Genomic DNA, 16,342 nt, shown 5'->3' on the forward strand with positions numbered 1-16,342 from the left:
GTCAGCTCCACTTCGCCCGGCCGCGGCAGCTCGCGCGGTGGGTACAGCAGCGGCGCTCACAGCAGCAGCCCTGCTCAGCGCCCGGGCAACCCGCGCGGCAGCAGCGCCACAGCGCGCCGAGCAGGGCCAGCGGCAAGGCATACCAGCGCGCCTGCGGCAACCAGACCAGCGCCAGCGGGCTATCCGCGATCGCCGTCAGCAGCGGCCAGGCCAGGTCGAAGCAGGCGGCCGCCGCCTGCCAGCACCAGGCGCCCCCGCCCGCATGCAGGGTCTCGGCCAGCACCCCCAGCAGGCTCAGCGGCACCACCACCAGGCTCCACCACGGCACCGCCACCAGGTTGGCCAGCGGTCCCGCCAGGGATGCCTGCCCGAACAGCACCACGCACAGTGGCAGCAGCCCCAGGCTGGCCACCCCCTGCGCTTTGAGGAAGCCGCCGAGCAGGCCGCGCCAGCCGCGGCCATCGCCTTCCGGCAGACACCACAGCAGCTCAGGCCACGCCGGCGAAACTGAGCCAGAAGCCGGCCCCGAGCACCGCCAGCGGATCCAGCGCCAGCAGCACCCAGATCCCCAGCGCCAGGGTATCGGCCATGCCCAGCCGGCGCCGCTTCAGCGCGCCAGCACCAGCGCCGCGATCATCACCGCGGTGCGCAGGGTGGGCACCGCCATCCCGGTCAGCGCGGCGTAGCCGAACGCCCCGGCGATGGCGCCCGTACCTGCGGCGAACGGGCGCGGCCAGCGCCGGCACAGGCCCGGGAACAGTTCCACCATAGCCCCGCGACCGCGAGCGCGCCGGCCCCCGCCACCAGCCCGACATGGAAGCCGGAAATCGCGATCAGATGGGTCAGCCCGGCCGCGCGCAGGCGCGCCCAGTCGCGGGGATCGAGCGCGCGGGTATCGCCCAGCGCCAGCGCCTGCACGTAGCGCGAGGAAGCCCGCGGCACCGCCGCGGCGATACGCCCGCTCATGTCCTCGCGCCAGGCCTCGATCCCGGCCGGGACCGCCAGTTGCCGCGCCGTCGCCGGCTTCTGCAGGGTGCCGTTGGCGGCGATGCGGGCGGCCAGCGCGTACCTCTCGGCATCGCTGCCGCCGGGATTGCGCAGCCCGCGCGGGGCGCGCAGCCGCGCCTGCAGCTGCCAGCGACTGCCGGCCCGCAGCTGCCGTCGAGCCTGCGGGTCTTCCTCATACCAGGCCAGGCGCAGCAGTGCGCCGCGCACCGGCGCGGGCATGTGCCTGTCATCGTCCACCCGGAACAGAAAGCGCGTCCGCCGCGGCTCGTGTACCGGCAGCTCCAGCACCTGCCCCTGCAGGCGGAACACCTGCCCCTGCAGCGAAGCCGGCAGCTGCGCCGCCAGGACCGCGCCAGCCTGTAGCCCCGCATAGGCCAGGCCGAGCAGGAAGCTGCCGGCCAGGCGCGCGATGCCGCCGCGCAGGAACACGCCAAGCCCCACGAGGCCGGCCGCGGCCAGCAGCGGCCAGGGCGGCAGCACAGGCAGCAGCAGGCAGGCCGCGACCCCGGCCAGCAGCGCCGCCGCGCTGGCCGGCCCGAACGGGGCCACCACCGGCACCGCCGCGACCGCCGGCCGCAGGCGGCGCAGAAATGCGCGCAAGGGGGAAGCGGCCGAAACCGCGATCGGGATCGCCATCGCGGCAGTCTCGGCCGCGGCCATCGGCGTGTCGCTCGGCGGATGACGCGCGCCGGGGTCGGGGTTTCACCCGGCGCGCCCGCAGGCGGCGCTCATACCGCGGCGTTCACACCGCAGCGCTCACACCTCGGAATGCGCCAGCGGGCGCAGGCCCCCGGCGTGCAGCTCCAGCACCCGGTCCAGCCGCCGCGCCAGGCCACGGTCGTGGGTCACCAGCACCAGGCTGGTGCATTGCGCACGGTTGAGTTCCAGCATCTGCGCGAACACCTGCGCGGCAGTCTTCTCGTCGAGGTTGCCGGTGGGCTCGTCGCCAAGCACGCAGGCCGGCTGGTTGACCAGCGCACGCGCGACCGCGGTGCGCTGGCGCTCGCCGCCGGACAGCTCGCCCGGCTTGTGCTGCAAGCGGTGGCCGAGGCCGACCGCCTCCAGCATCGCGCAGGCACGCTGGCGCGCCGCCTCCGGCAGTTCTCCCGCCAGCAGCACCGGCATCATCACGTTCTCCAGCGCCGTGAACTCCGGCAGCAGGTGGTGGAACTGGTAGACGAAGCCCAGCGCACGGTTGCGCAGGCGGCCGCGCGCGGCATCCGACAGCGCGCTCATCTTCTGCCCGGTCACGTACACCTCGCCGGCCGTGGGCACGTCCAGCCCGCCCAGCAGGTGCAGCAGGGTGCTCTTGCCGGCCCCGGACGCGCCGAGGATGGCCACCGTCTCGCCGGCATGCACGCAAAAATCGAGACCGTCGAACACTGGGGTATAGAGCCTGCCTTCGGCGTAGGTCTTGCCGAGGTTTTCGGCGCGGATCACCGCCTGCATCGCTTCACTCATAGCGCAGCGCCTCCGCCGGGGCCGTGCGCGCCGCGCGCCAGGCCGGGTACAGGGTGGCGATGAAGGCCATCGCCAGCGCCACCAGCACGATGATGGTCACATCCTGGGTCTGCATATCGGTCGGCAACCCGGTGATGTAGTACACGTCCTCCGGCAGCAGCTGCACGCCGAACAGCGCCTCGATCGCCTGCAGGATGCGGTTGAGGTTGAAGGTGAGCAGGATGCCGCCGATCACGCCGGCCACGGTGCCGATGATCCCGATCAGGCTGCCCTGCACCATGAACACCCGCATCACCTGCCCCGGGGTCAGGCCGAGGGTGCGCAGGATGGCGATGTCGGCCTGCTTGTCGGTCACCAGCATCACCTGCGAGGACACCAGGTTGAACGCGCCCATCGCCACGATCAGCGACAGCAGGATGCCCATCACCGTCTTTTCCATCTTCAGCGCGCGGAACAGGTTGGCGTTGTCCTGGGTCCAGTCGCTGACCCGGTACGGCCCTTTCAGCTTCAGCGCCAGCGCGCGCGCGACGTCGAAAGCCTGGTCCATGTCGTGCAGCTTCAGGCGCACCCCGGTGACGCCCTCACCCATCCGCAGCACGCGCTGCAGATCATTCAGGTTGACCACCGCCAGGCCCTTGTCGAACTCGTTGTAGCCGGCTTCGAAGATGCCGCTGACCCGGAACCGCTTCATGGTCTGCACCCCGCCCACCGGGGTACTGCGGAAATCGGCCAGGGTGACGATCACGTCGTCGCCCACCGACACCCCAGCCACAGCGCCAGCTCCTTGCCCAGCACGATATTGAAGCTGCCGGGCGTGAGCTGCGCCAGCGAGCCTTGCACCATCTTAGCCGGCAGCACCGAGACCGCGCCTTCGCGCGCCGGGTCCACCCCGCGCAGCATCGCCGGCTGGTTGCTGGCGCCGGAGATCAGCGCTTCTTTCTCGATATACGGCGCGGCCCCGGCCACCCGCGGATCGGCCAGCGCCACCTGCACCGCATGCCGCCAGCCCTGCAGCGGCTGGCCGTAGCCGCTGACGGTGGCGTGCGCGGCCATGCCCAGCATGCGGTCGCGGATCTCCTTCTGGAAGCCGCTCATCACTGCCAGCGTGGTGATCAGCGCGGTGACGCCCAGCGCGATGCCGAGGATCGAGGCCAGCGAGATGAACGAGATGAAGCCGTTGCGGCGCTTGGCGCGCAGATAGCGCAGGCCGATGGCGACGGGAAGGGGTTTGAACATCACGGTCCCTGGCAGAAAGGCGCCTATCCTGCCACCGATCCCGCATTCGCGGCAGGCGCCAGCCGCCGGATCGCCAGCTGCAGTTCACGCCGCCGCGCGGCGTCGAGCCGATCCGGCCAGAACAGCCGCCATGTCCAGCGCCCATCCATCCGCTGCCAGCCGACGAAGGCCAGCGGCCCGCGAACCCGTAATCGCAGCGCGCGCAGCGGCTGGCCGTCGCAGCGCATGCGGTCGGACTCGGGCACGACCTCCACCACACAGGCCGGCATCTCCCGGTAGCGGCGCAACTGCGCGCGGGCCGCCACGCCCAGCAGGAGTGCACCGGGCCAGGCCAGCGCGGCGGGCAGGTCGCAGGCCAGCACGCAGAACACGCCCAAGACCGCCAGGCCGAGCAATGCGGCCTGACCCAGGCGGGAGGGCCGCCACTCAAACCGGCAACTGGCGGATGTGCTGGATGAGCGCGGCGAGGTCGGCATCCGGAGGCGTCTCATGGCCGAGGAACCAGCGCCAGAGTGTGTCGTCCTCGCTGTCCAGCAGCCGCAGGAACACCGCGCGCGTGTGGGTCGGACTTTTGCCGCCACTGGCGCTCCAGCCAGCGTTCCAGCAGCTGATCCAGCTCGCGCATCCCGCGCCGGCAGCGCCAGCGCAGTTTGTGCAGCTCGGCCTCGTCATCCGCGGCCTGGCTCATCGCGCCCGTCATTTTCACTCCTCGCTACAGGCACCTCAGGCCTGCACCTCACCCCGCCGGATGCGATGGTGGATCAGCAGCGCCAGCGAGGTGCTGATCGCCCCGGACAGCAGATAGGCGCCGAGGAAGGCCAGCCCGAAGCTGGCGCACAGCTCACAGCGCCACCAGCGGCGCGAACGCGGCGCCGATCAGCCACGCGAAATCCGTGCTGAACGCGGCCCCCGTGTAGCGGTAGCGCGCGCCGAAGTTGCGGGTCACCGCGCCGGAAGACTGGCCGTAGGACAGCCCCAGCAGCAAAAAGCCGATCAGGATGAACGCATCCTGCGCCAGTTCGCCGCCGCCCAGCAGGGTCGGCGCAAAGCCGCTGAACATCGCGATCGCCAGCGCCAGCCCGCCCAGGGTGGGAATCCGCCCGAAGCGGTCGGCGATCACGCCCGAGGCCAGCACCCCGCCGATGGCGATGAAACCGCCCAGCACCTGCACCCACAGCAGATCGACGATCGACTGCCGGGAGAACAGCAGCACCCACGACAGCGGGAAGATGGTGACGATGTGGAACAGCGCATAGCTGGCCAGCGGGGCGAAGGCGCCGATCACCACGTGGCGGCCCTTGACCTCGATCAGCTCGCGCAGCGGCACCGGCTCGAGGTCGCTCTGGTCCATCTCCTGCTCGTATTCGCGCGTCACCACCAGGCGCAGGCGTGCGAACAGCGCCACCACGTTGATGGCGAAGGCGGCATAGAACGGATAGCGCCAGCCCCAGTCATAGAAATCGGCAGGCGCGAGGCTGGCGATCAGGTAGGCGAACAGCGCGCCGGCCACGATGAACCCCACCGGCGCTCCCAGTTGACCCAGCATGGCGTACCAGCCGCGCCTGTGCTTGGGCGCATTGATCGCCAGCAGCGAGGGCAGCCCGTCCCAGGAGCCGCCCATCGCCATGCCCTGCAGCATCCGCAGCAGCGCCAGCAGGACGATGGCCGTACTGCCCAGGGTGGCATACCCCGGCAGGAAGGCGATCCCGGCGGTGGCCACGCCCAGCATGAACAGCGCCACCGTCAGCTTGGTGCCACGATCCCAGCGGCGCTGGATTTGCATCGACAGCAGCGTGCCCAGCGGGCGCACCACGAACGCCAGCGCGAAGATGGCGAAGGAGTACAGCGCACCGGTCAGGGGATCGACGAACGGGAAGAACACCTTCGGGAACACCAGCGCCGAGGCGATGCCGTAGACGAAGAAATCGAAGTTCTCGGAGGCGCGGCCGATCACCACCCCGACCGCGATCTCGCCCGGCGCCACGTCGTGGCCGGCCTGGCGGCCATGATCGTGGTGGGTGGCAGCGGGGAACTGGACGGACATGCAGCAATCCTGAATGCGGGCGTGCGCCGGGCACGGAACGAGGCTATCAAACCATAGTCGAAGCATTTTGTCGTTGCGATAGGACAAAACGTCCAATCGTTTTCGCTCGCGGGCGGGGTTAAAGTACGCGCCGACTCCCCCAAGTCGATTCACGAACCATGCCCAAGCTCCTACGTGCCGCGTGGCTGCTACCCGCGCTGCTGGCTGTTTCTGGCTGCGCACGCACCGTCGTGCTCGACCCCTCTGGCGACATCGCCCGCCAGCAAGGCAATCTGATCCTGACCGCTACCGCGCTGATGCTGATCGTGATCGTGCCGGTGATCGCGCTCACCCTGTTCTTCGCCTGGCGCTACCGCGCCTCCAACGGCAAAGCCAAATACACCCCGGACTGGGACCACTCCACCCAGCTGGAACTGGTGATCTGGGGCGGCCCGCTGCTGATCATCCTGGCGCTGGGCGCGATCACCTGGATCACCACCCACACCCTCGACCCCTACCGCCCGCTGGACCGCATCGCGCCCGGCAAGCCGGTGCCCGCGCACGTCACGCCGCTCGAGGTGCAGGTGGTGTCGCTGGACTGGAAGTGGCTGTTCATCTATCCCGAACAGGGCGTGGCCGCGGTCAATGAGCTGGCCCTGCCGGTGGACCGCCCGGTGCGCTTCAAGCTGACCTCGTCGAACGTGATGAACGCGTTCTACATCCCCGAGCTGGCCGGCATGATCTACACCATGCCCAGCATGCAGACCGAGCTGAATGCGGTCGCCAACAAGCCCGGCAAGTTCGTCGGCTTCTCGTCCAACTACAGCGGCGCCGGGTTCTCGTGGATGCGTTTTGCGGTGCACGCCACCGACCCGGCGGGTTTCGACGCCTGGGTGGCCAAGGCCCGCGCCAGCGGCAGCGGACTGGATCGCGCCACCTATCTGCAGCTGGAAAAGCCGAGCGAGCGCGAGCCCGTTCGCCTGTTCGCCAACGTCGATCCCGGCCTGTACGACGCCATTTTGAACCGCTGCGTGGACCCGAACCGGATGTGCATGCACGAGATGATGGCGATCGACGCCGCCGGTGGCCGGCGCGCCGCCGACAGCGGCGTGGCCGTCCTGCGCGAGCGCAGCCGCGGCGACCTGCGCGGCCGCCCCTACGTACCGGGCGCCACCTGCACCACGGGCACGGTCAAGCCCGCCGCGTGGACGCTGGCCCTGCGCGCCCCCTGATCCATCGTATCCAGAAAGACCATCATGATCCCCACCCCCTCCCCCGACCCGTACGCCAGCGCCTCCCCCTGGCTGGGCAAGCTCAGCCTGGCGGCGATTCCGTATCACGAGCCGATCCTGATCGCGACCTTCATCGGCGCCGCGCTGGCCGGCCTGACCGTGCTCGGCCTGGTCACCAAATACCGCCTGTGGGGCACCTTCTGGCGTGACTGGGCCACCAGCATCGACCACAAGAAGATCGGCATCATGTACATGGTGCTGGGCCTGGTGATGCTGCTGCGCGGCTTCGCCGACGCGCTGATGATGCGCGCCCAGCAGGCGATCGCCTTCGGCGACACCCTCGGCTACCTGCCGCCGCACCACTACGACCAGATCTTCACCGCGCACGGCGTGATCATGATCTTCTTCGTGGCCATGCCGTTCATCACCGGACTGATGAACTACGTGGTGCCGCTGCAGATTGGCGCGCGCGACGTGGCGTTCCCGTTTCTCAACAACTTCAGCTTCTGGATGACCACCGCGGGCGCGATGCTGGTGATGATCTCGCTGTTCGTCGGCGAGTTCTCCAAGGCCGGCTGGCTGGCGATGGCGCCGCTGTCGGGGATCGACTACAGCCCAGACGTCGGGGTGGACTACTACATCTGGGCGCTGCAGATCGCCGGCGTGGGCACCACGCTGTCGGGCATCAACCTGATCGTGACCATCATCAAGATGCGCGCGCCAGGCATGGGCATGATGAAGATGCCAGTGTTCACCTGGACCGCGCTGTGCTCGAACATCCTGATCGTGGCCAGCTTCCCGGTGCTGACCGCGGTGCTGGCGATGCTCACGCTGGACCGCTACCTGGGCACCAACTTCTTCACCAACGACCTCGGCGGCAACCCGATGTTGTACGTGAACCTGATCTGGATCTGGGGCCACCCGGAGGTGTACATCCTGATCCTGCCGCTGTTCGGCGTGTTCTCGGAGGTGGTGTCCACCTTCACCGGCAAGCGCCTGTTCGGCTACAGCTCGATGGTGTACGCCACGGTGTGCATCACCATCCTGTCCTACCTGGTGTGGCTGCACCACTTCTTCACCATGGGCTCGGGCGCCAGCGTGAACTCGTTCTTCGGGATCACCACCATGATCATCTCGATCCCGACCGGCGCGAAGATGTTCAACTGGCTGTTCACCATGTACCGCGGCCGCATCCGCTTCGAGGTGCCGATGCTGTGGACGATCGGCTTCATGGTGACCTTCACCGTGGGCGGCATGACCGGCGTGCTGCTGGCGGTACCGCCGGCCGACTTCGTGCTGCACAACTCGCTGTTCCTGGTCGCGCACTTCCACAACGTGATCATCGGCGGCGTGGTGTTCGGCGTATTCGCCGGCATGACCTACTGGTTCCCGAAGGCGTTTGGCTACACGCTCGATCCGTTCTGGGGCAAGGTCTCGTTCTGGTTCTGGCTGGCCGGCTACTGGTTCGCATTCACTCCGCTGTACGTGCTGGGCCTGATGGGCGTCACCCGCCGCATGAGCCACTTCGACGACCCCAGCCTGCAGCCGTGGTTCATCGTGGCCGCGTTCGGCGCGCTGCTGATCGCGGTCGGGATCGGCGCGTTCCTGGTCAACCTGTTCGTCAGCTTCCGCAAGCGCGAGCAGCTGCGTGACGTCAGCGGCGACCCGTGGAACGGCCGCACCCTGGAATGGTCCACCTCCTCGCCGCCGCCGGCCTACAACTTCGCTTTCACCCCGGTGGTGCGCGACAACGACGCCTGGGCCGACATGAAGCAGCACGGCTACAAGCGCCCGGAAGCCGGCTTCCTGCCGATCCACATGCCCAAGAACACCGCCGCCGGCGTGGTGCTGGCCGCCATCAGCCTGGTGCTGGGTTTCGCCCTGGTCTGGCACATCTGGTGGCTGGCGATCGCCTCGTTCGTGGCCCTGGTCGGCGCCGCCATCGTGCATACCTTCAACTACCAGCGCGACTTCCACATCCCGGCCGCCGAAGTGGCCGCGGCCGAGGCTGCGCGCACCCAGCAACTGGCCAATGTCCATGTCTGACGCGATCACTTTACCCGCCAGTGGCCGTCCGGCCGACCCCACCGCGGCCTTTCTCGACCTGAAGGGCCAGCACCATCCGGAGAACGGCTCGCTGCTGGGCTTCTGGATCTACCTGATGAGCGATCTGCTCATCTTCGCCTGCCTGTTCGCCACCTACGGCGTGCTCGGCCGCAGCTATGCCGCCGGCCCGTCCGGCGCCGAGCTGTTCGACCTCAAACTGGTGGCGGTCAACACCGCGCTGCTGCTGCTCTCCTCGATCACCTACGGCTTCGCGATGATCGCGATGCAGGCCGGCAGCAAGCGCGGCGTGCTCGGCTGGCTGGCGGTCACCGGCCTGCTCGGCGCGGCCTTCGTGAGCCTGGAGCTCTACGAGTTCCTGCACCTGATCCACGAAGGCGCGGGCCCGCAGCGCAGCGCGTTCCTGACCTCGTTCTTCGCGCTGGTCGGCACCCATGGCCTGCACGTCAGCTTCGGCATCGTCTGGCTGCTGACCATGCTGGTGCAGGTGGGTCGCTTCGGCCTGACCACCGCCAACCGCCGGCGCCTGTTCTGCCTGTCGATGTTCTGGCACTTCCTGGACCTGGTCTGGATCGGCGTGTTCACCTTCGTTTACCTGATGGGCGTGCTGCAATGAGCCAACATCCGCATTCCTCCCACACGCACGAGCACCACGACGGGCACGGGCACGACGGCGGCCACGACGACCACGGCGCCCCGCACGTGCACGTCAGCCTGCGCGGCTATGTCACTGGCTTTCTGCTGTCGGTGATTCTGACTGCGATCCCGTTCTGGCTGGTGATGAGCAAGGTCATTCCCAGCGCGACCCTCACCAGCATCGTGCTGGTGGCGTTCGCGGTCGTGCAGATCCTGGTACACATGGTGTATTTCCTGCACCTGGATGCCCGTTCCGAAGGCGGCTGGAACCTGCTGTCGGTGATCTTCACCGTGATCCTGCTGGTGATCCTGCTGGCCGGCACCCTGTGGGTGATGCACCACATGAACGCCAACATGATGCCGATGAGCGCGCACGACGCGCAGATGGTGGACTGAGCCGGGGCCGCCGATGCAGGCCAGCCGCCGCGGTCGCCTCGCCCTGCTGGTGCTGCTGGCCTGCTGCTGCGCCGGCTTCATCGCGCTCGGGATCTGGCAGGTGCAGCGGCTGCACTGGAAACGCGCCCTGATCGCGCGGGTGGAGGCCCGCGTGCACGCCGCGCCGGAGCCACCGCCGGCGCGCAGCGACTGGCCGCGCATCGGCGTCGAGCGCGACGAGTACCGCCGCCTGGAGCTGCGCGGCACCTACCTGCGCGGGCGGGAGACCCAGACCCAGGCGCTGACCGAGCTCGGCGCCGGCCACTGGGTACTGAGCCCGCTGCAGCTGACGGACGGCAGCATCGTGCTGGTCAACCGCGGTTTCGTACTGGACGGCGCGCGCCCCGCGCTGCCGCCGCCTGGCGAGGTGCGCGTGCGCGGCCTGCTGCGCATGAGCGAACCCGGCGGCGGCTTCCTGCGCGACAACCGCCCCGGCCAGGACCGCTGGTACTCGCGCGACGTGGCCGCGATCGCGCAGGCGCGCGGCCTGCGCGACGTGGCGCCCTACTTCGTCGATGCCGAGGCCGACGCCGGTGCCGGCAGCGGCTGGCCGCGCGCCGGCATGACGGTGATCCATTTCCGCAACCAGCACCTGCAGTACGCGCTGACCTGGTTCGTGCTGGCGGCGATGGCCCTGTGGGGCGTGCTGCGCCTGCTGTCGGAGCAGCGGCGGATGCGGCACCATGGCGACGATGCCGATGGCGACGACGCCCACCGCTGAGCCCCGCACCGCCCGCGCCGGCACCCGCCGGGCGGACTGGCGCAGCACTGCGCGTGGCAAGAACATGCAGCAGCTGCAGCAGCTGCGCTGGATCGCGATCGGCGGCCAGCTGCTGGCGATCGTGGTGGTGCACTTCGGCATGGGCATCCACCTGCCGCTGGCGCCGATGCTGCTGGTGCTGGCCGGGCTGTGCCTGTTCAACCTCGCCGGGCCGCTGTACTGGCAGCGCCTGCACCACGTGCGCCAGCGCCACCTGCTGCTGGCGTTGCTGGTGGACGTGGCGGCGCTGACCGCGCTGCTGCACCTGGCCGGCGGGATCGCCAATCCATTCGTATTCCTCTACCTCCTGCAGGTGGTGCTGGCGGCCGTCCTACTGCGCCCGCGCGCGCGCTGGCTGCTGGTGGCGGTGACCAGCGGCTGCCTGCTGTGGCTGGCGCTGGCCCCCAGCCCGGTGCGGCTGCCGGCAAATCCCGATGCCGGGCTAGGCGACCGCTATGTGCAGGGCCTGCTGCTGTGCTTCGTGCTGGTGGCCGCACTGCTGGTGGTGTTCATGGGCCGGATCGGAGAGATCCTGCGCGCCCGCGACGCGCGCCTGGCCGCCCTGCGCCAGCGCGCGATCGAGGAGGAGCACATCGTGCGCATGGGCCTGCTGGCCACCGGCGCCGCGCACGAGCTGGGCACGCCGCTGGCAACGCTGGCGGTGATCCTGGGCGACTGGCAACACCTGCCGCACTTCACCTCCGACCCCGAACTGCTGAGCGACGTGGTGGAAATGCAGGCGCAGGTGCTGCGCTGCAAGGCGATCGTGCGTGGCATCCTGCAATCGGCGGGCGAACCGCGCGGCGAGGCGCCGCACGCCGCCGACCTGCGCGACTTCATCGAGGAGCTGGCGCAGCAATGGCGGCGGCGCGCGATGGACGCGCTGGCGCTGGACAATCGGCTGCAGCCGGGGATCGCGATCATCGCTGACCTCGGCCTGCAGCAGATGCTGTTCAACGTGCTGGACAACGCGCAGGAAGCCTCGCCTGGCAAGGCCGCGCTGGAGGCGCGGCTGCAGGGCGGGACGCTGGTGCTGGTGGTGGACGACGCCGGCCCCGGGTTCGATGCCGGCATGCTGGAGCACCTCGGCACGCCATACCGCTCCAGCAAGGGCGCTCCCGGCCGCGGGCTGGGCCTGTTCCTGTCGGTGAACGTGGCGCGTACCCTGGGCGGCCGCATCCGCGCGCACAACCGCGCCGGGGGGCGGCGCGCGGGTGGTGGTGGAAATCCCACTGCAGGCCCTGGCCCCCTACGGGAGCGCATCGCAATGACCGAACCCGCACGTCGACTGCTGCTGGTGGAGGACGACACCGCCTTCGCGCGCACGCTGGCGCGCTCGTTCGAGCGCCGCGGCTATGCCGTGGACACCGTGCCCGGGCAGGAGGAACTGCAGGCCCTGCTGGCCACCGGCAGCACGCACACGCACGCGGTGGTGGACCTCAAGCTGGCCGGCGGCAGCTCCGGCCTGGCCTGCGTGAAGATGCTGCACGACCATGCCCCGGGCATGGTGATCGTGGTCCTGACCGGCTACGCCAGCATCGCGACCGCGGTGGAGGCGATCAAGCTCGGCGCCCGCCACTACCTGGCCAAGCCGTCCAATACCGACGACATCGAGGCCGCGTTCGAGCGCGCCGGGGGCGATGCCGACGTCGCCCTCGGCCAGCGCCAGAGCTCGATCAAGACGCTGGAGTGGGAGCACATCCACGAGGCGCTGGCCGCGGCCGACTTCAATATCTCCGAAGCCGCGCGCCAGCTCGGCATGCATCGCCGCACGCTGGCGCGCAAGCTGGAGAAGCGGCGGGTCAAGTGAGGCCGCGTGCCGATGAACGCGAAGGCCGCCGCCCCGGAGGGCGACGGCCTTGGATTGACATCGTGCAGGCTGGTCAGGCCTTGCGCGCGAGCATCAGCTTCTTGATTTCGGCGATCGCCTTGGCCGGGTTCAGGCCCTTCGGGCAGGTTCGCGCGCAGTTCATGATGGTGTGGCAGCGGTAGAGCTTGAACGGGTCTTCCAGTTCGTCCAGGCGCGCCCCGGTGTCCTCGTCGCGGCTGTCCACGATCCAGCGGTAGGCCTGCAGCAGGATCGCCGGGCCGAGGTAGCGCTCGCCGTTCCACCAGTAGCTGGGGCAGGAGGTGCTGCAGCAGGCGCACAGGATGCATTCGTACAGGCCGTCCAGCTTGGCGCGGTCTTCCTTGCTCTGCAGGCGCTCGCGGTCCGGCGGCGGCGGGGTCTGCGTGCGCAGCCACGGGCGGATGCTGGCGTGCTGCGCGTAGAAATGGGTCAGGTCCGGCACCAGGTCCTTCACCACCTGCATGTGCGGCAGTGGGTAGATGCTGATTTCCTTGCCCTTCACGTCCTCGACCGCGCAGATGCAGGCCAGGGTGTTGGTGCCGCCGATGTTCATCGCGCAGGACCCGCAGATGCCCTCGCGGCAGGAGCGGCGGAAGGTCAGGGTCGGGTCGATCTCGTTCTTGATCTTGATCAGCGCGTCCAGGACCATCGGGCCGCACGCCGCCATGTCCACCTCGTAGGTGTCGGTGCGCGGATTGAGGCCGTCGTCCGGGTTCCAGCGGTAGATCTTGAAGGTGCGCGGCTGCTTGGCGCCCTTCGCCGGGAAGTGCTTGCCCGGCTGGATCCTGGAGTTTTTCGGGAGGGTGAATTCGGCCATGGGGTCAGGGTTCCCGGATCAGTAAACGCGCTTCTTCGGCGGCACCACTTCGACGTCGCCGGTAAGCGTGTACATATGCACCGGGCGGTAGTCGATGCGGGTATTGCCCGCCTCGTCGGCCCAGCAGACGGTGTGCTTCTGCCAGTTGGCATCGTCGCGCTCGGGGAAGTCCTCGCGGGCATGGGCGCCGCGCGATTCCTTGCGGTTCTCGGCCGACACGATGGTGACCAGCGCCTGGCCCAGCAGGTTCTGCAGTTCCAGGGTCTCGATCAGGTCGGAGTTCCACACCAGCGAGCGGTCGGACACCTTCACGTCGGTGAAACTGGCGTGGATGTCGCGAATGCTCTTCACACCGTCGGCCAGGGTCTCACCGGTGCGGAACACCGCGGCGTCCTTCTGCATCGCGCGCTGCATGTTCAGGCGGATCTGCGCGGTCGGGGTGCCGCCGTGGGCGTTGCGCAGCCTGTCCAGGTTGGACAGGGACTTGTCACAGGCGTCCGCGGCCAGCGGCTTGTGCGGCGCGCCGGGCTTGATCGTCTCGGCGCAGCGGTTGGCGACCGCGCGGCCGAACACCACCAGATCCAGCAGCGAGTTGGAGCCCAGGCGGTTGGCGCCGTGCACCGACACGCAGGCCGCCTCGCCGATCGCGTACAGGCCCGGCACCACGGCGTCAGGGTCGCCATTCTTCAGCTGCACTACTTCGCCATGGTAGTTGGTGGGGATGCCGCCCATGTTGTAGTGCACGGTCGGGATCACCGGAATCGGCTGCTTGGTGACATCCACGCCTGCGAAGATGCGGGCGCTCTCGGCGATGCCCGGCAGCTTCTCGTGAATGTCTTTGGGATCGAGGTGGGTGAGATCCAGATGGATGTGGTCTTTGAGCGGACCAACGCCCCGACCTTCGCGGATTTCGATGGTCATCGAGCGCGACACCACGTCGCGGCTGGCCAGGTCCTTCGCGTTCGGCGCGTAGCGCTCCATGAAGCGCTCGCCGTTGGCATTGCGCAGGATGCCACCCTCGCCGCGCACGCCCTCGGTGATCAGGCAGCCGGCGCCATAGATGCCGGTCGGATGGAACTGCACGAACTCCATGTCCTGCAATCCCAGCCCGGCGCGCAGCGCCATGCCGCCGCCGTCGCCGGTGCAGGTGTGTGCCGAGGTGGCGCTGAAATAGGCGCGGCCGTAGCCACCGGTCGCCAGCACCACGCCCTGGGCGCGGAACAGGTGCAACGTGCCCTCGGCCATGTCCAGCGCGAGCACGCCGCGGCAGGCGCCCTCCTCGTCCATGATCAGGTCGAGCGCGAAGTATTCGATGAAGAACTGCGCCTGGTGCGCCAGCGCCTGCTGGTACAGCGTGTGCAGGATGGCATGGCCGGTGCGGTCGGCGGCGGCGCAGGTACGCTGCGCGACGCCCTTGCCGTAGTGGGTGGTCATACCGCCGAACGGGCGCTGGTAGATCTTGCCGTCCTCGGTGCGACTGAACGGCACGCCCTGATGCTCGAGCTCGATCACCGCCGGAATCGCCTCGCGGCACATGTACTCGATGGCGTCCTGGTCACCCAGCCAGTCCGAGCCCTTGATGGTGTCGTAGAAGTGGAAACGCCAGTCGTCCTCGCCCATGTTGCCCAGCGCGGCCGAGATGCCGCCCTGCGCCGCCACGGTGTGGCTGCGGGTGGGGAAGACCTTGCTGATGCAGGCGGTCTGCACCCCCTTCTGGGCCAGACCGAAGGTGGCACGCAGGCCGGCGCCGCCGGCACCGACCACCACCATGTCGAACTTGTGTTCCTGGATCTTGTAGGCAGGCATCTTCAGGTCAGCTCCCAAGCGCGATGCGCAGCACCGCGAGCACGCCGGCGATGGCCGCCAGCGCGCAGACGAAAAGGATGGCCAGCTGCGCCAGGGTGGCGGTCAGCGGGGCGTGCACGTAGTCCTCGACGATCACCTGCAGGCCCAGGCGCGCATGCCAGAACATGCCCAGCAGGAACGCCACCAGCACCGCGGCATTCACCGGATCGGCCACCAGCGCATGCACGACCATGTAGTCGGCGCTGCGCAGGGTCAGCAACATGCCCAGCAACCACAGCCCGGCCAGGCCGGTGGCGATCGCGGTGACGCGCTGCCAGATGAAGTGGCCGGTGCCGTCCTTCGCCGCGCCCAGCCCGCGGGCGCGCTTCAGCGGCGCCTGCATGTCCTTGCCGCGCGCGTTCATGCCTGCCCCCAGTGCGACAGCACCACCACCCAGCCCAGCGCCGCCAGCACCACGCTGCCGATGATGGAGATCCAGCTGTTGCGCACGAAATCAGGGATCGCAAACCCCAGGCCGCCGTCCTGCAGCAGGTGGCGGATGCCGTTGATGAGGTGGTAGGCCAGCGCCCAGCTGAAGCCGGCCATCAGCACCCGCCCCAGTGGCGAACCCAGGCACTCGGCGAACGCGGTCCAGCGCTGCGCGCCGCCGGCCAGCGCCATCAGGCCGTACACGAAGGCCAGCGCGCCGATCGCCGGGATCACGCCGGTGGCGCGGTGGAGGATGGAAGACGCCATCTGCGCCTGCCAGCGGTAAATGTAGATCTGGAGGTGCGGGGAGAGCGGGCGCTCGCGGAGGCGCGGTTCGGAATCGGAAGCAGCCATGCTGGTGCGTTCTCCGGGCTGGGCGGCCAAGGCCGCGTGACGAAAGGATCAGAAATCGATGCAGCGGCCGTTCTTTTCCCAATCCCCGTAGCGCGTGGGGTCCGGGCCACCGCGGCCGCCGGTTTCCGCGGCCTCCATACGGGCGGGAGGCGCGACCGGATCATGCGGGATGGTGGGTGCCGGGCCGGACGCG

18 protein-coding genes and 2 pseudogenes are annotated in these 16,342 nt (G+C 69.2%); 6 read left to right on the forward strand and 14 right to left on the reverse strand.

Features of this window, described 5'->3' with window-relative positions; translation table 11 throughout:
- Position 1 precedes the first annotated feature (1 nt).
- The 9 genes and pseudogenes from LJB71_RS09120 to LJB71_RS09155 form a co-directional block, all read right to left on the reverse strand.
- Entirely contained in the window at positions 2-412 is a 411-nt protein-coding gene (locus LJB71_RS09120) for a ComEC/Rec2 family competence protein (RefSeq protein ID WP_259303936.1), read from the reverse strand.
- Between the two features lie 76 nt (positions 413-488).
- A complete protein-coding gene (locus LJB71_RS14580; RefSeq protein WP_310649412.1) occupies positions 489-590 on the reverse strand; it encodes a ComEC/Rec2 family competence protein in 102 nt (33 codons plus the stop codon).
- Between the two features lie 17 nt (positions 591-607).
- Entirely contained in the window at positions 608-703 is a 96-nt protein-coding gene (locus LJB71_RS14585) for a hypothetical protein (RefSeq protein ID WP_310649441.1), read from the reverse strand.
- Positions 673-1,644: a ComEC family competence protein gene (locus LJB71_RS09130; protein ID WP_259303937.1), complete on the reverse strand. Its 972-nt coding sequence runs from the start codon at positions 1,642-1,644 to the stop codon at positions 673-675. Before LJB71_RS09130 ends, LJB71_RS14585 begins: the two co-directional genes overlap by 31 nt.
- A gap of 120 nt (positions 1,645-1,764) precedes the next feature.
- Positions 1,765-2,469: a lipoprotein-releasing ABC transporter ATP-binding protein LolD gene (gene lolD / locus LJB71_RS09135; protein WP_259303938.1), complete on the reverse strand. Its 705-nt coding sequence runs from the start codon at positions 2,467-2,469 to the stop codon at positions 1,765-1,767.
- Positions 2,462-3,705, reverse strand: a pseudogene (locus LJB71_RS09140) (lipoprotein-releasing ABC transporter permease subunit). Before LJB71_RS09140 ends, lolD begins: the two are co-directional and overlap by 8 nt.
- 23 nt (positions 3,706-3,728) lie before the next feature.
- On the reverse strand, positions 3,729-4,100 hold the full coding sequence (locus LJB71_RS09145; RefSeq protein ID WP_259303939.1) for a hypothetical protein: 372 nt from the start codon (positions 4,098-4,100) through the stop codon (positions 3,729-3,731).
- A gap of 31 nt (positions 4,101-4,131) precedes the next feature.
- Positions 4,132-4,393, reverse strand: a pseudogene (locus tag LJB71_RS09150) (succinate dehydrogenase assembly factor 2).
- A gap of 153 nt (positions 4,394-4,546) precedes the next feature.
- On the reverse strand, positions 4,547-5,749 hold the full coding sequence (locus LJB71_RS09155; RefSeq protein WP_259303941.1) for an MFS transporter: 1,203 nt from the start codon (positions 5,747-5,749) through the stop codon (positions 4,547-4,549).
- 158 nt (positions 5,750-5,907) lie between these two features.
- Between LJB71_RS09155 and cyoA the strand changes: the two genes are divergently transcribed.
- The 6 genes from cyoA to LJB71_RS09185 are packed head-to-tail and all read left to right on the forward strand — an operon-like array spanning position 5,908 to position 12,665.
- On the forward strand, positions 5,908-6,960 hold the full coding sequence (gene cyoA / locus LJB71_RS09160; RefSeq protein WP_259303942.1) for a ubiquinol oxidase subunit II: 1,053 nt from the start codon (positions 5,908-5,910) through the stop codon (positions 6,958-6,960).
- 24 nt (positions 6,961-6,984) lie between these two features.
- Positions 6,985-9,006, forward strand: a complete 2,022-nt coding sequence (cyoB, locus tag LJB71_RS09165) for a cytochrome o ubiquinol oxidase subunit I (protein WP_259303943.1) — start codon at positions 6,985-6,987, stop codon at positions 9,004-9,006.
- Positions 8,999-9,640, forward strand: a complete 642-nt coding sequence (cyoC, locus tag LJB71_RS09170; protein ID WP_259303944.1) for a cytochrome o ubiquinol oxidase subunit III — start codon at positions 8,999-9,001, stop codon at positions 9,638-9,640. The genes cyoB and cyoC overlap by 8 nt, the downstream gene beginning before the upstream one ends.
- Positions 9,637-10,056, forward strand: a complete 420-nt coding sequence (cyoD, locus tag LJB71_RS09175) for a cytochrome o ubiquinol oxidase subunit IV (protein WP_259303945.1) — start codon at positions 9,637-9,639, stop codon at positions 10,054-10,056. The genes cyoC and cyoD overlap by 4 nt, the downstream gene beginning before the upstream one ends.
- Positions 10,057-10,069: 13 nt before the next feature.
- Complete coding sequence (locus LJB71_RS09180; RefSeq protein WP_259303946.1) at positions 10,070-10,816, forward strand: SURF1 family protein; 747 nt, start codon at positions 10,070-10,072, stop codon at positions 10,814-10,816.
- The gene (locus LJB71_RS09185; protein ID WP_259303947.1) at positions 10,794-12,665 is read left to right on the forward strand and encodes a response regulator; all 1,872 of its coding nucleotides are present in this window, start codon (positions 10,794-10,796) and stop codon (positions 12,663-12,665) included. The genes LJB71_RS09180 and LJB71_RS09185 overlap by 23 nt, the downstream gene beginning before the upstream one ends.
- 73 nt (positions 12,666-12,738) lie before the next feature.
- Here the strand turns inward: LJB71_RS09185 and LJB71_RS09190 are convergent, their stop codons facing one another.
- Genes LJB71_RS09190 through LJB71_RS09210 form a run of 5 tightly spaced genes read right to left on the reverse strand, consistent with a single transcriptional unit; the run spans position 12,739 to position 16,320 of the window.
- Positions 12,739-13,521 carry a succinate dehydrogenase iron-sulfur subunit gene (locus LJB71_RS09190; protein ID WP_259303948.1) on the reverse strand — a complete coding sequence of 261 codons (783 nt, stop codon included), beginning with the start codon at positions 13,519-13,521 and terminating at the stop codon, positions 12,739-12,741.
- Between the two features lie 18 nt (positions 13,522-13,539).
- Complete coding sequence (gene sdhA, locus LJB71_RS09195; protein ID WP_259303949.1) at positions 13,540-15,327, reverse strand: succinate dehydrogenase flavoprotein subunit; 1,788 nt, start codon at positions 15,325-15,327, stop codon at positions 13,540-13,542.
- 7 nt (positions 15,328-15,334) lie between these two features.
- A complete protein-coding gene (sdhD, locus tag LJB71_RS09200) occupies positions 15,335-15,730 on the reverse strand; it encodes a succinate dehydrogenase, hydrophobic membrane anchor protein (protein WP_259303950.1) in 396 nt (131 codons plus the stop codon).
- Positions 15,727-16,149, reverse strand: a complete 423-nt coding sequence (gene sdhC / locus LJB71_RS09205; protein WP_259303951.1) for a succinate dehydrogenase, cytochrome b556 subunit — start codon at positions 16,147-16,149, stop codon at positions 15,727-15,729. The genes sdhD and sdhC overlap by 4 nt, the downstream gene beginning before the upstream one ends.
- Before the next feature lie 48 nt (positions 16,150-16,197).
- Positions 16,198-16,320 carry a DUF1674 domain-containing protein gene (locus LJB71_RS09210; RefSeq protein ID WP_259304778.1) on the reverse strand — a complete coding sequence of 41 codons (123 nt, stop codon included), beginning with the start codon at positions 16,318-16,320 and terminating at the stop codon, positions 16,198-16,200.
- Positions 16,321-16,342 lie beyond the last annotated feature (22 nt).

The sequence above is a fragment of the Thermomonas sp. S9 genome, from assembly GCF_024704365.1.
Taxonomy (GTDB): Bacteria; Pseudomonadota; Gammaproteobacteria; order Xanthomonadales; family Xanthomonadaceae; genus Thermomonas.